Annotated in this window: 12 protein-coding genes; 2 read left to right on the plus strand and 10 right to left on the minus strand. The window is 72.8% G+C overall.

Features of this window, described 5'->3' with window-relative positions; genetic code table 11:
* Positions 1 to 45 precede the first annotated feature (45 nt).
* The 8 genes from Q5425_RS37830 to Q5425_RS37865 form a co-directional block, all read right to left on the minus strand.
* Positions 46 to 1359: an ABC transporter substrate-binding protein gene (locus tag Q5425_RS37830; RefSeq protein WP_308677207.1), complete on the minus strand. Its 1314-nt coding sequence runs from the start codon at positions 1357 to 1359 to the stop codon at positions 46 to 48.
* Positions 1346 to 2416 carry a branched-chain amino acid ABC transporter permease gene (locus tag Q5425_RS37835; protein WP_308677208.1) on the minus strand — a complete coding sequence of 357 codons (1071 nt, stop codon included), beginning with the start codon at positions 2414 to 2416 and terminating at the stop codon, positions 1346 to 1348. Before Q5425_RS37835 ends, Q5425_RS37830 begins: the two co-directional genes overlap by 14 nt.
* Entirely contained in the window at positions 2413 to 3264 is an 852-nt protein-coding gene (locus tag Q5425_RS37840) for a branched-chain amino acid ABC transporter permease (RefSeq protein WP_308677209.1), read from the minus strand. Before Q5425_RS37840 ends, Q5425_RS37835 begins: the two co-directional genes overlap by 4 nt.
* A gap of 28 nt (positions 3265 to 3292) precedes the next feature.
* Positions 3293 to 4000, minus strand: a complete 708-nt coding sequence (locus Q5425_RS37845; protein ID WP_308677210.1) for an ABC transporter ATP-binding protein — start codon at positions 3998 to 4000, stop codon at positions 3293 to 3295.
* The gene (locus tag Q5425_RS37850; protein WP_308677211.1) at positions 3993 to 4379 is read right to left on the minus strand and encodes a hypothetical protein; all 387 of its coding nucleotides are present in this window, start codon (positions 4377 to 4379) and stop codon (positions 3993 to 3995) included. Before Q5425_RS37850 ends, Q5425_RS37845 begins: the two co-directional genes overlap by 8 nt.
* 16 nt (positions 4380 to 4395) lie before the next feature.
* Positions 4396 to 5187 (minus strand): ABC transporter ATP-binding protein, encoded by a 792-nt coding sequence (locus tag Q5425_RS37855; RefSeq protein WP_308677212.1) that lies wholly within the window; start codon positions 5185 to 5187, stop codon positions 4396 to 4398.
* A gap of 221 nt (positions 5188 to 5408) precedes the next feature.
* Positions 5409 to 6389: an ABC transporter substrate-binding protein gene (locus Q5425_RS37860; protein WP_308677213.1), complete on the minus strand. Its 981-nt coding sequence runs from the start codon at positions 6387 to 6389 to the stop codon at positions 5409 to 5411.
* 346 nt (positions 6390 to 6735) lie between these two features.
* Positions 6736 to 8112, minus strand: coding sequence for a serine hydrolase domain-containing protein (locus Q5425_RS37865; RefSeq protein ID WP_308677214.1), 1377 nt, complete (start codon positions 8110 to 8112; stop codon positions 6736 to 6738).
* 120 nt (positions 8113 to 8232) lie between these two features.
* Here Q5425_RS37865 and Q5425_RS37870 point away from each other — a divergent pair, with 120 nt between their 5' ends.
* A complete protein-coding gene (locus Q5425_RS37870; protein WP_308677216.1) occupies positions 8233 to 8952 on the plus strand; it encodes a TetR/AcrR family transcriptional regulator in 720 nt (239 codons plus the stop codon).
* An 85-nt stretch (positions 8953 to 9037) separates the two neighbouring features.
* Here the strand turns inward: Q5425_RS37870 and Q5425_RS37875 are convergent, their stop codons facing one another.
* Positions 9038 to 10282, minus strand: coding sequence for an MFS transporter (locus Q5425_RS37875; RefSeq protein ID WP_308677217.1), 1245 nt, complete (start codon positions 10280 to 10282; stop codon positions 9038 to 9040).
* Between the two features lie 62 nt (positions 10283 to 10344).
* On the minus strand, positions 10345 to 10971 hold the full coding sequence (locus Q5425_RS37880; RefSeq protein ID WP_308677218.1) for a thioesterase domain-containing protein: 627 nt from the start codon (positions 10969 to 10971) through the stop codon (positions 10345 to 10347).
* An 86-nt stretch (positions 10972 to 11057) separates the two neighbouring features.
* Here Q5425_RS37880 and Q5425_RS37885 point away from each other — a divergent pair, with 86 nt between their 5' ends.
* On the plus strand, positions 11058 to 14135 hold the full coding sequence (locus Q5425_RS37885; protein ID WP_308677219.1) for a BTAD domain-containing putative transcriptional regulator: 3078 nt from the start codon (positions 11058 to 11060) through the stop codon (positions 14133 to 14135).
* Positions 14136 to 14216: the final 81 nt, after the last annotated feature.

Below are 14216 nucleotides of genomic sequence, written 5' to 3' on the forward strand. Positions count from 1 at the left end.
TGAGCGGACGGGCCGGCCCGTGGCCCCCACGAGCCGGCCCGATCGTCACTTGCTCACCAGGTTGACCTGCTCCGGAGTGGCGCGTTCACCGGAGTACGGCGTGATCGCCCCGGTGCCGCGGTCGGTGACGGCCGGTGGCTGGATGACCGTCGTCGTGGTGTCCGGGTTGATCTTGAACACGTACGCGCCGGTGTAGCCGGCGTGCGAGTCCTTCGAGAAGCCGAACGGCGTCAGCCCGGGCCCCTTGAGAGCGCCGGAGCTCATCGCCTCGACGACCTTCTGCCGCGTCGGGTCCGGCCCGGCCGCCTTGAGCGCCTGCCCGAACGTGTAGGCCTGCACCATGCCGAACAGCACGGTGTTGGTGAACGGCTCCTTCGCGATGTACTTGTCGTGGATGCCCTTGAAGTAGGCGACCCACGGGTCCGACGTCTGGGCGACGTCCGGCAGGTACCCGGTGCCGATCAGGCCGGCCAGCAGCTGCCCGCTCGAGACGCTGGCGCCGCCGCGCTTGGCGAAGTCCTGCAGCAACCCGGACAGCGTCGCCGGGTCCGCGCCGATGCTGCTGACCACGAACTGCGGCTTGTACCCGATCTTCGCCGCGGCCAGGATCGACAGCGCGGTGAACGCCGGGATGCAGGCGCAGACGACGACCTCGGCGCCGGCCGCCTTGAGCGCGGACAGCTGCGGCGTCACGTCGGTGTTGGCGCTGTCGTAGCCCTGCCGGACCACGACCTGGTCCTTGACGAACTGGTCGAGCCCGGCCTGGGTGTCGCGGCCGACGTCGTCGTTCTGCGTGAAGTAGCCGATCTTCTTGCCGGCGAAGGTGTCCTTGATGTACTTCCCCTGGATCTTGCCTTCCCGGGTGTAGTCCACCTGGTACCCGAAGGTCATCGGCGCCTTCTGCGGGTTGTCCCAGGCGAGCGCGCCGGAGGACACCAGCAGGTCCGGCACGCCTTCGGTGTTCAGGTAGTCGACGACCTTGGAGTGCGTCGGCGTGCCGAGCCCGCCGACGATCGCGAACACCTTGTCCTGCAGGACGAGCTTCTTCACGACCTCGACGGTCTTCGTCGGGTTGTAACCGTCGTCCTCGACCTTGTAATCGATCTTGCGGCCGTTGATCCCGCCGCCGTCGTTGATCGCCTGGTACACCGCGCGGGCGCCGGCGGAGATCTTGCTGTACCCCGGCGCCGCGGGCCCGGTGAGCGGCTGGTGCGTGCCGATCACGACCGTGTCCTTGGTGACGCCGACGGCCGAATCGGCGGCCTGCTGCCCACCGCCGTCGCTCTCCCCCGCGCCGCTGCACGCGGTCAGCGCCAGGGCGAGGGCGACGATGCCCGCGCCGGCCTTAATGCTTCTCATGGTTCTCCTTCTCACTCGCGGATCGACGGAGGAGGCCGCCAAGTCGTTGGAAACCGCCCTGGATGCCACGCGGGAAAGCCAGCACGACGACGATGAGGATCACGCCGTACACCGCGAGCGGGAGGTTGTTGGCCACGTCGGTGTTCAGGTGCAGGACGTCGGCGAGGTCCTCGGACCAGGCCTGGAAGTACACGAGCGCGACCGCCCCCCACAGCGCGCCCCACAGGGTCCCGAGCCCGCCCAGCACCACGGCCGCCAGCAGGCTCAGCGACAGCGCGGGCGTGAACGAACCGGGTGCGGCGGTGCCGAGCAGGAACGCCTGCAGGCCACCGGCGAGCCCGCCGCACACCGCGCTGACCAGGAACGCGAGGATCTTCGTGCGCCCGACGGCGATTCCGCTCAGCGCGGCGGCGACCTCGTCGTCGCGGACCGCGCGGAAGTCCCGCCCGAGCCGGCCGCGGACGATGTTCACCACCAGGACCAGCGCCAGCAGCACGCTGAGCCAGACGATCCAGGTCTGCCAGCGCAGTTCCGGGACACCCACCCCGGCCGGTCTGCTGTGGACGGTGAAGCTCAACCCGTTGCTGCCGCCCAGGAAATCGGGGAACCGCCGGGTCAGCGCGGGCAGGCCGACGGCCAGCGCCAGGGTCGCCCCGGCGAGGTACGGGCCGCGCAGCCGGGCCGCCGCGGCGCCCGCCAGCAGCCCGGCCAGCCCGCCGGCGGCCGAAGCCAGCAGCAGGTCGGCCCACAGCGGGAACGACGGGACGCGCCGCACCAGCAGCGCCACCGTGTAGGCGCCGATGAACATGAAAGCGCCGTGCCCCAGGGAAACCTGCCCGGTGAGCCCGGTCAGCAGGGTCAGCCCGGCCACCGCGACCAGGTAGTAGCCGATCGTCGCGATGCGCAGGTTGGTGAACTCGTCGGTGACCAGGGTGAGCACCACGACCACGGCGAAGGCCCCCAGCGCGGCCAGCGCGTGGACGAGCAGCGGCGGGAGCGCGCGGCGCTTTTGCGCCGTCTCCACCCGAACTTGCGGGGATTCGGTGCGCACGGTCATACCCGCCTCACCTTGGCCCGGCCGAACAGCCCGCTGGGCCGCAGCGTCAGCACGACCACGAGGATGGCCAGCGCGGCGATCGTCACCATCTCCGGTCCCAGGTAGCCGGACACATAGGACAGTCCGACGCCGAGCACGAACCCGCCGGCGATGGTGCCCAAGGGGTTGTCGAGGCCGCCGAGCACCGCCGCGGTGAGCGCGTAGACGAAGACGCCGTCCAGCACGTTCGGGAAGAGGAACGGCGGGGTGGCGAGCAGCCCGGCCAGCGAGCCGACGGCCGCGGCCAGTCCCCAGCCGGCGGTGAGCATCAGCCCGACCCGCACCCCGAGTGTCCGCGCCACTTCCGGCGCGAACGCCGCCGCGCGCATCCGCAGGCCCAGCGGCGTGTACTTGAACACCACCAGCACCAGCGCGGCGATGGCGAGGACGATGAGCACGACGAACAGGTCGTTGGCGGAGAACCGGCCGCGGAAGTCGAAGGCGTACGGGAACGCCAGCGGCTCGTTGGACCAGATCATCCCGGCGACCGCCTGGAGGACCAGCAGCAGCCCGAGGGTGACGATGATCGAGCTGAGTTCGGAGCGGTGCCGCAGCGGCCGGATGAGCAGCCGTTCGGTGGCGACGCCCAGCAAGGTCCCGGCGACGATGGCGACGGCGAACCCGAGCCAGTAGCTGCCCGTCGCCTTCGTCACCGAGTACGCGAGGTAGGTCGAGATCAAGGCGAGGGCGGGTTGCGCGAAGTTCACCACCCGGGTGGCCCGGTAGATGATGACCAGGGCGAGCCCGAGCGCCGCGTACACCGCGCCGGCCGAGATCCCGCCGAGGGTCAGGTCGAAGAAGTCCTGCATACCGGACCGTTCACCTCCATGATGAGCTTCAGAAGCCGAGGTAGGCGTGGCGGAGGCCGTCGTCGGCCAGGAGTTCCGCGGCGGTGTCGACCGCCACGACGCGGCCGAGCGCGAGCACGTACCCGCGGTCGGCGATGGACAGCGCGCTGTGCGCGTTCTGCTCGACGAGCACCACGGTGAGCCCGGTGGAGGCCCGCAGGTCGCGCAGGATGCCCATGATCCGCGCGGTGATCAGCGGCGCGAGCCCCAGCGACGGTTCGTCGAGCAGCAGCAGCCCGGGCCGGCTCATCAGCGCCCGGCCGATGGCGAGCATCTGCCGTTCCCCGCCGGAGAGCGTGGAGGCGGGTTTCGCCGAACGTTCTTCGAGAGCGGGGAAGAGCTCGTACATCTCCTTGCGCGCGGCCGCGCGGTCGGCGCGGTCCTTCCGCCACAGCGCACCCAGCCGGAGGTTCTCGTCGACGGTCAGTTCGGTGATCACCCCGCCGCCCTCGGGCACGTGCGCGACCCCGCCCCGGGCGATGCGGTCCGGCGCCAGCCCGGTGAGTTCCGTGCCGTCCCAGGTGATCCGCCCGCCGCGGGCGGGGTGCAGACCGGAGATCGTGCGCAGCAGCGTGGTCTTGCCGGCACCGTTCGCCCCGAGCACGGCGGTGATCCCCCCGCGGTCGACGGTGATGCCGACGCCGTCCAGCGCGCGGACGGCACCGTAGGCCACGGACAGGTCTTCGATCTCAAGCACCGGACGCCTCCTCGGCGGGGTCGGCGGGGTCGGCCGGCTCGGTGACGGGAACCCGACCGGCAACCTCCGCGGCGGGGTCGGCCGGCTCGGCAACGGAAACCGGGTCGGCGGGGTCGGCCGGCCCCGCCACGAAAACCGGACCGGCAACCTCCACGGCGGGATCAGCCGGCTCCACAACGAAAACCGGACCGGCAGCCTCCGCGACGGAACGAGCCGGCTCCGCAACGAAAACCGGACCGGCAACGGAAAACTCCGGACCCACCGGCCACCCGACCGCCCGCGGCGCCGCGGCGGACCCCAGCGAGCCACCGCCACGCGGACCGGCCGGAGCCGCCATGAGCGCCCGGCGCCACCAAGCGGAATCGAGCGCGCGCACCACGGACCAGCCTTCGACCTCAAGCACCGGACGCCTCCTCGGCGGGGTCGCCGAGGTAGGCCTCGGCCACGCGGGGGTCGGCCTGGATCTCGGCCGGGGTGCCCGCCGCGATCACCTCGCCGAAGTTCAGCACCACCACGCGGTCGCAGACCTCCATGACCAGGTCCATGTGGTGTTCGACCAGCACGACCGCCATCTGCCGCCGCAGCGAGACGATCAACGTCGACAGCTCGGCGAGCTCGGCCGCCGACAGCCCGCTCGCGGGTTCGTCCAGCAGCAGCAGGTCGGGTTCGGCCACCAGCGCCCGGGCGAGCGCCACGCGTTTCCGGACCCCGTAGGGGAGAACGCCCGGGAGCCGGCCCGCGAGGTCGCCGATCCCCAGTTCCCCGAGGGTCGCCCGGGCCCGGTCGGCGAGGCCGGCTTCGTCGCGCGCCGACCGGCCGGCGCCGGCGAGCGCGGGCAGCAGGCCGGTGCGGGCGTGGCGGCCCGCGCCGGCCATCACGTTCTCCAGCACGGTCAGCCCGGGGAACAGGCCGAGACCCTGCAGCGTCCGGACGATCCCGAGCCGGGCGAGGTGTTCCGGGCGGTGGCGCACGAGCGGCTGCCCGCGCCACAGCACCCGGCCCGCCTGTGGCCGGACGAACCCGCAGACGACGTTGAACAGCGTCGTCTTGCCCGCGCCGTTGGGGCCGATGACCCCGACGACGGTGCCGGCGTCGACGCTCATGCGGACGTCGTGCAGGGCCGTGAGGCCGCCGAAGCGCACGGTGAGGCCGTCGACGGTGAGCAAGTCCTCGCCGGGAAGCGTCATCGATGACTCTCCACTCTCACTATGTGGACCAGGCCGTACCGCGCGGTCGGTATGAAGAGGGTGGGCTGCGGCGGCGGTCGTGTCAAGGTGCGAACCGCCGAAACGCCGACTCCGGCGCGGGTGGTCCGGAAATTTCGCGATAGCCGCCGACCACGAAAAAGTCTTGACGGCACAAGAAAAGGGCGGGTGCACGCACCCGCCCTTTTGCCGTCGGCCGCCGCTCAGCCGCTGCCGGTCTGCGGGGCGATCATCGAGGAGGCGTCGATCCTCGTCTGGACCACGCCGAGCTGCTGCAGCAGGTCCGGCACCCGCTGGATGCGGCGGGCGTCCAGGGTGGACCCGAAGGCGGGCATCACCATCAGGCTGGCGATGTCCTGGTCCACGCGGGCGTTGCGGACGACGAGCGGCTCGATCCGGGCCCGGTCCACCGCGGCGCGCGTGGCGTTGAGCATCGCCCGCTGGAACGCCGCGAGTGTCTTCGGGTGGTCCTGAACCCACTTCGCGGTGGCGGCGTAGCCGGTGAGGGGGAAGTTCTGCGTGCTGCCGCTGGCGGCGTCGATGACCGGGTACGCACCGGCGGTCCTGGCCGCCTGGGTGAGGAACGGCTCCGGCTGGTAGGCCGCGTCGACCCGGCCCTGCGCCAGCGCGGCGCTCATCTCCGGCAGCGGCATCGGGACCCACTGCACCTTGCCCGGGTCGACGCCGTGGTCCCGCATCACCGACCGGGTCAGCACGTCCGAAGCGGCGTTCTTCGAGCTGATGGCGATCCGCTTGCCCTCGAGGTCGTCGACGGTCTTCACCGGCGAGTTCGGCACGGTGACGACCTCGTTGCTGCGCGGGCTCGCCGAAGTCCCGTCGGTCACCAGCTTGATGTCCGCCGAGCCGCTGCTCTTCGCCAGGAAGAACAGCGTGTAGGTGGACAGCGCGAGGTCGTCCTGGCCGCTCGTCATCCGGCTCAGCGTCTCCTGCCCGCTGGCACCGACGTCGGTCTGCACCTCCAGCCCCTCGGCCTTGAAGTAGCCGCCCTCCTGCGCCAGCCACAGCGGGGCGAGGTCCACGGTGGTGAGGATCGCGACCTTGATCGACGGCTTTTCGACGGCACCGGCCCCGCTGGAGCCCTTCAGCCGGCTGCAGCCGCTCAGCAGCAGGACGGGGATCAGGGCGAGCACGGCGAGCCGGCGTGTCGAGGCGCGTTGAAGCATGCCACTCCTCGCGGAAGAATCTTCGGATCACGGAATCCGGCTCGTCGAGCCGTGATTCGCCGGACTGTAGATGACGATTTCCGCGTCCGCAAATCGTTGCCGGAAACTGCCGAGCCGATGATCACGGCAGGAAACAAACCCACGAGAAACCTGCACAGAGCGTGATCGATATCCGCCAACCGGACCAGCACATCACTGCAGATGGCTACCAACAGAGCGTGACTTCATCGTCACGCTCCATGTTCGACGACCTATTCGCAAACGAATCGCGCACCTGCCTCCCAATAGCGGTGAACGAATTGCGCACGCAGATTCGACGAATGAAGAAAGAATTCTGCTTCCGCGGTCAGGTGACCTTCGGCGTCGCCCGCATGCCGACGTACACGCAGCCGGTGCCGTCCGTCAGCTCCGAGAACACGACCGGCATCCAGGCGTCGCTGAAGGCACCGTCGGCCCGCCCGGCGAACACCGTCTCCGAGACGGCGACGAGGTCCGACTCGATCGCCGGCGCCAGGCCGGCCATGCCGTCGACGAACGCGTACCGCAGGTGCGGGACACCGTCGCGCTCCGACACGGTGATCTCGACGCCCTCCCGCCGGTAGGTGCCCACGCGGTCGCCGAGGCCGGCCGGCACCGGCTCCGCGGGCGGGCCGAACGGTGCCGGCATGCGGACCCCGGCCAGTTCGCCGAGCAGCTCCCGGAAGAGGTCCGAATACAGCCGCCGGGCGCCCCCGCCGTTGGTCAGCAGCACGGCCGCCACTCCGCTTTCCGGTGCCACGCGCAGGAAACCGTACTGGCCGATCGTCGCGCCGTCGTGGCCGAAGCCGGGGGTGCCGTCCCAGTCGTAGAGCGTCCAGCCGAGGCCCCAGCCGTCGGAGTCGACCGTCCACTTGTCGGGACAGTCGGTCTCGCGCCGCTGCATCGCGGCGACGGTTTCCGGGCGCAGCAACCGGGTTCCGTCCGGTGCGGCGCCGCCGTCGAGGTGCATCCGGGCGAGCCGCAGGACATCGGCCGCGGTGGCGCAGAGGACCCCGCCGTACGGCCCCGCCGAACGCGGCAGCGGGTTCCACACCGGCGCCGGGTCGGGGTCGGCGCCCGGGCCGCCGAGGTGCCCCATGGCGGCCCGGAAGCGCAGGACGTCTTCGGGGAGCGTCACCGTGTGCGTGAGGCCGAGCGGGGTGCAGAGCCGGTCCCGGAGGGCGGCGTCCCAGGTTTGCCCGGTGAGGACCTCGACGATCCGGCCGAGGACGTTGTAGCCGACGCTGCTGTAGGAGATGGCCGTCCCGGGTGGACAGTCGAGGGGGACGTCGCCTGCCGCCTCGACGTAGGCGGCGAGGCAGTCGTCGCCGCGTCCGGTGTCGTGGGTGAAGTCGCAGGTGAGCCCGCTCGTGTGGGACAGCAGCTGCCGGGCGGTGATCGTCGCCGAGGCGGCGGGATCGGCGACCGTGAAGCCCGGCAGCACGGCGCGGACCGGCGCGTCGAGGTCCAGCCTGCCCTCCTCGGCGAGCTGCATGACGAGCGTCGCGGTGTGGATCTTGGTGATCGAGCCGGCCTGGAACAGCGAATCGGTCGTCGCGGCCACGCCGGTGCCGCGGTGCAGCACGCCGGTGGCGAGTTCGTGGATCTCGCCGCCGGCGAGCACGGCGAGGGCGGCGCCCGGGACGTGGTGCACGGCACGCAGCTCGTCGAACCGGCGCTGCCAGCGGGCGGAGTCGAAAGTCATCGGTGTTCCCTCCATGCGTACAGTGTTCCATCTTTGCGCACACTGTACGCATACCCGAACGACGTACGCAATCGGCGTACGGCGTGCGCTAGAGTGGAACGGACGAGAGGAGGCCGGACGATGGCCGAGGAACAGCCCGTGGCGTCGGTGTGGACACGGCCGCAGCGGCGACGGGAGCAGCCGGCGCTGAGCCGGGCGCAGATCGTGGCCGGGGCGCTCGAGCTGCTGGACACCGAAGGCGTCGAAGCGCTGAGCATGCGCAAGCTGGGCGCGCGCCTGGACGCCGGCGCGACTTCGCTGTACCGGCACGTGGCGAACAAGGACGAGCTGCTGGAGCTGGTCGTCGACGAGGTCTACGGCCAGATCGAGGTCCCGGACATCTGGGGCCGGGACTGGCGGACGGCGGTGACCGTCTGCGCCGAAAGCGTCCGGGCGGTGCTGGTGCGGCACGCGTGGATCGCGTCGGTGCTCGGCCAGGTCGGGTTGGCGTACCTGGGCCCGAACGTGATGCGGCTGAACGAGCGGATGCTGGGCCTCTTCGAAGCCGCCGGGTTCGACCTGCCCGAGGCGGACCGTGCGCTGGGCACGGTGATGGCGTACGTGATCGGAACGGGCACAACGGAGGCGGCCTGGCTGACCACACTGGCCCGCAGCGGCCAATCGGAGCAGGAGTGGGTGGCCCGCCTCCGCCCGGCGGCGATCGAGGCCACCAGGCAGTACCCCCGCCTGCACGCCCTCGCCACGGCCGAAGAGGAGAACGACCCGGAATCAACCCGAGGCGACGGCTTCCGGTACGGCTTGGACCGCGTACTGGACGGGTTGGCTGCCCGCCTCACGTGAACGGCGCCGCCTGGGTGGCGTGGCGAGGGTCAGCGGCGGCCCGCCTTGGCGGGTGTCGCAGACCAGCGCAAGCTATGCCCTTCGCCTACCCCGCCACCGCCTTGGCGGGCGTCGCGAACCGACGCAAGCCCGGGGTAGCCGCCCCGATCAACACCACCGCCGCCACTCCCAGCACTCCCCCGCTCACCAACGCGACCGTCCCCGACGTCATCCCCGCCACGAGACCTCCCCGCAGGTTCCCGATGTCCGGGCCCGCCTGGCCGACGATCTGCTCGGCCGCCGCCACCCGGCCCAGCAATGCGTCCGGGGTGGCCAGCTGGACCAGCGCGCCGCGCGACACGACCGAAACCGTGTCGGCCGCCCCCGCCAGCACCAGGCACGCCAAGCCCAGCCACGGGTCCGGGACCAGCCCGAACCCCACCAGCGCGCCACCCCAGACCGCCGATCCCGCGAGCATCACCCGGCCCGGCCGGGACCTCCGCGTGAACGATCCCGAAAACACCGACGCCACGACGCCGCCGACCGCGACCGCCGACAGGAACAACCCCAGCGTGCGCGGGTTGCCCGCGAACCGCTCCGCGTTGACCAGCGGGAAGAGGCTGATCGGCATCGAGAACACCGTCACGGCCAGGTCGGTCAGCAGCGCGCCGCGCACCACCGGCGTCCGCACGAGGAACGCGAGCCCGTCGAGCACGCCGCGCAGCCCCGGCCGGGGCGGTTCGCCGCCGGGGCGCATCGCCGGGAGGCCGAACACGCCGTAGAAGGCCATGCCGAACGTGAGCGCGTCCACGAGGTAGCAGCCGCCGACGCCGAACCGGCCGAGGACGAGACCGCCGAGCGCCGGGCCCAGGAGCATCGCGCCCTGGAAGGCGATGCGGTCCAGCGCCAGGCCGGCGGACAGCTGCTCCGGCGGCAGCAGCCGCGGGACGAACGTGCGCGCCGCCGGTCCGCCGCCCGCGACGAAACACGACTGGACCGCCACCAGCCCCAGCACCGCGACCACCGGCACGTCCCCGAGGAACCCCTGCACGGCGAGGAACACCGAGCAGACCGCTTGCCCGGTCGTGGTGACGAGGGCGAACTTCCGCCGGTCGACGCGGTCCACCAGCGCGCCGGCGAACAGCCCGAACCCGACGACGGGCAGCGCCTGCGCGAGCCCGACGGCGCCGGTCCACACGGTGCTCCGCGTCTGCTCCCAGACCTGGAACATCACGGCGACGAGGGTCATCTGGGAACCGAGACCGGAGAGGACCCGGCCCAGCCAGAGCCGCCGGAACGGCGGTGACGTGCGAAGCGGGGTGACGTCGACGAGAGCGCGGGTCAGGGGCACGGCCGGATCACCCGCGAATTATAACAGCGCTTACGTAATTCTGGCCGAGGACCACCCCCGGGTTACGCCCCGGTCAGCCTCGACGGCGGTGCGGCCCCCTGCACGGCCAAGGCGGAAATCAGGTAGGCCGACCGCAGGACCGCGTCGCGCAGCAGGGCGGCGTTGTCCTGCGCCCGGGCCGGCGTGAGCACGAACCCGGCGCTCGTGTGCTCCCCCCAGCCGGTCATCAGCGGCGGCTCCCCGAACCCGCGGATGGGGCACGGCAGCGGCGGCGCCACCGGCAGGTGCGCGTCGCTGCCCAGCAGGCTGACGTCGGCGCGGTCCGCCTGCTCCGGCACGACCCGCGCGGCCCGGTCCGGCGGCGCCTGGTGCGCCACGACGAGTGCCCGCGAGACCCCCAGTCCCGCGGCCACCCGGCGCTGGGCCAGCCGGTAGGCGACCAGCGCGCCGAGCCCGGCCCCGAACAGCACGTGCGGGCTCTCGAGGACCCCGGCCAGTTCCCCGGCCAAGGCCTCGACCAGCAGCCACATGTCCCGGTACGGGTGCTCGTCCCGGCGCTCGCCCCGGCCGGGCAGCTCCACGACGTGCACGGCGATCCGCGGATCGCGCCACGCCCGGTAGCGACCGGCCGCTTCCCCGGCGTCCGGGAAGCAGACGAACAACAGGCGCTCCGCGTCGTCTCTGTCCACCCGTGGCCTCCCCTCCACCTCGCCCGGCGCTAGGGTCGATCACGGCACTTCCGTTCCGCTTCGGTCCGCCTTCCGGGGGGCAATACGTGCGCTACCGCCTGCTCGGACCGGTCACGGTCCTCGGCGAAACGGGCGTGGTCCGCCCCGGTGGCCGGAAACAGACGTCCGTGCTGGCCGCGCTGCTGCTGAACCCCGGCCGCGTCGTCACCGAAGACCGCCTCATCGACCTGACCTGGGGCGAGAACGCGCCGCCGAGCGTGCGCGGGCGGCTCCAGGTGCACATCTCGGAACTGCGGAAGCTGCTCGGCCGCGACGTCATCGTGCGGCGCGCGCCCGGCTACCTCATCGAGGTCGCACCCGGCGAGCGGGACCTCGACGTGTTCGAAGCCGAGGTCGCCAAGGCCAGGGCCACCGCCGGGGCCGAGGCCGTCGCGCACCTGCGGGCCGCGCTGGCGCTCTGGGAGGGCACCCCGCTCGGCGGGGCGAGCGAGGCGCTGACCGAGCGCGAGGGCCCGGCGCTGGCCGAACGCCGGCTCGTCGTGCTGGAGGAGCTGTACGAGCAGGAGCTCGCGGCGGGACGGCACGGCGAGGTGGTCGGGGAGCTGCGGCGGCTCGTCGACGAACACCCGTTCCGCGAACGGCTGCGGGCCGCGCTGATGCTCGCGCTGCACCGCTGCGGCCGCACCCCGGAAGCGCTCGAGACGTACACGCGGGCGCACGACCTGCTGGTCGACGAACTGGGCATCGAACCCGGCCAGGCCCTGCAGGACCTGCGGCTGCGGATCCTGCGCGGCGAAGGCGAACCGGCGCCGCCCGCCGCCCCGGTCACCCCGCGGCCCGCCGAGCTGCCGCTGGACGTCCGCGGGTTCGCCGGCCGGGCGGCGGAGCTGGCCACGCTCGGCGAACCCGGCGACGTCTGGGTGATCACCGGCACCGCCGGCGTCGGCAAGACCGCGCTGGCCGTGCACTGGGCCCACACCGCGCGGGCGCGCTACCCCGACGGCCAGCTGTACGTGAACCTGCGCGGCTTCGACGCCGAAGACGAGCCCCTCACCCCCGCCGCCGCGCTCGCGCAGCTGCTGCGGACCCTCGGTGTCGACCTGCGGGACGTGCCGCCGGGCGTCGACGACCAGAGCAAGCTCTACCGCTCGCTGCTGGCCGACCGGCAGGCCCTGGTGGTGCTGGACAACGCCCGCGACACCGCCCAGGTGCTGCCGCTGCTGCCGTCGTCGGGCCGGGTGCTGGTGACCAGCCGCCACCGGCTCGACGAGCTGGTCGCCCGCGTCGGCGCGCGGTCGCTGAGCCTCACGCAGCTGCGCGAGGACGACTCCCGGGCGCTGCTGACCGCGCTGCTCGGCGACCGGACCGCCGCGGAGCCGGAAGCGGCGGCCGAGCTGGCCCGCCTCTGCGGCCACCACCCACTGGCCCTGCGGATCGCCGCGGCGAACACCGGGGTCGCCAGCATCGGCGAGCTGGTCGACGAGCTGCGCGGCGATCCCCTCGCCCACCTCGGCTTCGACGGCGAAAGCGCCGTCGCGAAGGCGTTTTCGGTGTCCTACCAGGCACTGGCCCCCGGGCTGCGGCAGGCGTTCCGGCTGCTCGCGCTGGTGCCGGGAGCCGACTTCACGGCGATCGCCGCGGCGGCCCTGCTGGAGGTGCCCGTCGAGGACGCGACCCGGCGGCTGCGCGGGCTGACCGCGGCGAACCTGCTCGAAGCGCACGCGCCCCGCCGCTACCGGTTCCACGACCTCGCCCGGCGCTACGCCGAGCGGTGCGTCCGCGCCGAGGAAGACGAGCCGGCGCGAGAACGGGCGTGGGAGCGGCTGTTCACCGGCTACTGCGCGGCCGCGGACGCCGCCGTCGCGCTGCTCGGCGCGCGGATCGTGGCGCTGCCCCGCGAAGACGCGCCGTCGGCACCGAGCCCGGTCGCCTTCGCCGGCGCCGCCGAAGCCGTGGCCTGGCTGGACGTCGAGGTGCCGAACCTGGCGGCGGTGCTGCGGCAGGCCGCGACGCGCGGGCCGTACCCCGGCGCCTGGTACCTCGCCGACGCGTTGCGGCGGTTCTTCCACGACCACGGCCGCCGCGCGGAGTGGCTCGAGCTGGCCCCGATCGTGCTGCGCGCGGCGCAGGACCACGGCGCGCAGCCGGCCGAGGCGCTGGTGCACCTGTCCATCGGCGGCGCGTACTTCCGCGAAGGCCAGCACGAAGCGGGCATCCGGCACTCGGAGAAGGCGGTGCTGGCCAGCCGGGCGTGCGGCTGGCGGCAGTGCGAGGCCACGGCCGTCGCGAACCTCGGGGCGATGCTGGAGTGGACCGGCAGGCTGTCGGAGGCCGTCGAGCACAGCCGCCGTGCGATCCAGCTGTTCCGCGAGCTGGCCAACCGGTCGGGCGAAGCCCTCGCGCTGAACTCGCTGAGCTGCCACTACCGGCAGCTGGGCCGGCTGGAGCAGGCCGAGGACTGCCTGGTCGAGGCGATCGCGCTGGCCCGCAAGGAGGACCTCGCGTTCTGGGAGGCCGCCAACCTCGCCGACCTCGGCTGGGTGCTGCTGGCCACCGGGCGGCTGGCGGAGTCCGGGGAGATCCTCGACCAGGCGTTGCTGGCCTTCCGCGACCTCGGGTCCAGCTTCGGCGAGGCGACGGCGTTGAACGTCGTGAGCGCCCTGCAGATCGCCCGCGGCGAGCACGCGGCGGCGGTGGCGACGGCGGAGACGGCGCTGGAGCGCGTCCGCCGCGACGGCGACCGGCAGGTGGAGGCGGCGGCGCTGATCGCGCTCGGCCGGGCGGAGGAGAGCCGGGGCGATCTCGGCGCCGCGGAACGCGTCCTGCGCGAGGCCAGGCAGCTGACGGCGGAGTCCGGCCTGCGGGGCCAGCTCGCGGAAGCGGCGGCGACGCTGGCACGGGTCTTGGCCGCCGACGGGCGGGCGGCCGAGGCGGGCGAGCACGCGCGCACGGCACTCGACGCGGCCCGCGCGGGCGGGTTCCGCGTGGTGGAAGCGGAGGCGTTGCTGGGCTTGGCGGCCGTCGAAGCGGCGGCCGGGCGGTCGAGGCTGGCCGACGGAACGGCCCGGGAATCCCAGGCGCTCTACCGCGCCGTCGGGCACGTCACGGGGGAAGCTCTCGCCGCGGATTTCCTGGCCCGCCTCGGCGACCGGGCCACGGGATGACCGGTCTGCCGCGGCCGGTCGTGAGTGGTAAAGCGGGTTCTAACCCGCGTTACCACTCACGACCGGAGCGCCACCGGCTGA

This window comes from Amycolatopsis sp. A133, assembly GCF_031082405.1.
Classification (GTDB): Bacteria; Actinomycetota; Actinomycetes; order Mycobacteriales; family Pseudonocardiaceae; genus Amycolatopsis.

What these genes read in the sequence shown, in the direction of transcription:
- Q5425_RS37830 (WP_308677207.1), bottom strand. Translation starts at nt 1,359, where the DNA reads ATGAGAAGCATTAAGGCCGGCGCGGGCATCGTCGCCCTCGCCCTGGCG.
- Q5425_RS37835 (WP_308677208.1), bottom strand. Translation starts at nt 2,416, where the DNA reads ATGACCGTGCGCACCGAATCCCCGCAAGTTCGGGTGGAGACGGCGCAA.
- Q5425_RS37840 (WP_308677209.1), bottom strand. Translation starts at nt 3,264, where the DNA reads ATGCAGGACTTCTTCGACCTGACCCTCGGCGGGATCTCGGCCGGCGCG.
- Q5425_RS37855 (WP_308677212.1), bottom strand. Translation starts at nt 5,187, where the DNA reads ATGACGCTTCCCGGCGAGGACTTGCTCACCGTCGACGGCCTCACCGTG.
- Q5425_RS37860 (WP_308677213.1), bottom strand. Translation starts at nt 6,389, where the DNA reads ATGCTTCAACGCGCCTCGACACGCCGGCTCGCCGTGCTCGCCCTGATC.
- Q5425_RS37865 (WP_308677214.1), bottom strand. Translation starts at nt 8,112, where the DNA reads ATGACTTTCGACTCCGCCCGCTGGCAGCGCCGGTTCGACGAGCTGCGT.
- Q5425_RS37870 (WP_308677216.1), top strand. Translation starts at nt 8,233, where the DNA reads ATGGCCGAGGAACAGCCCGTGGCGTCGGTGTGGACACGGCCGCAGCGG.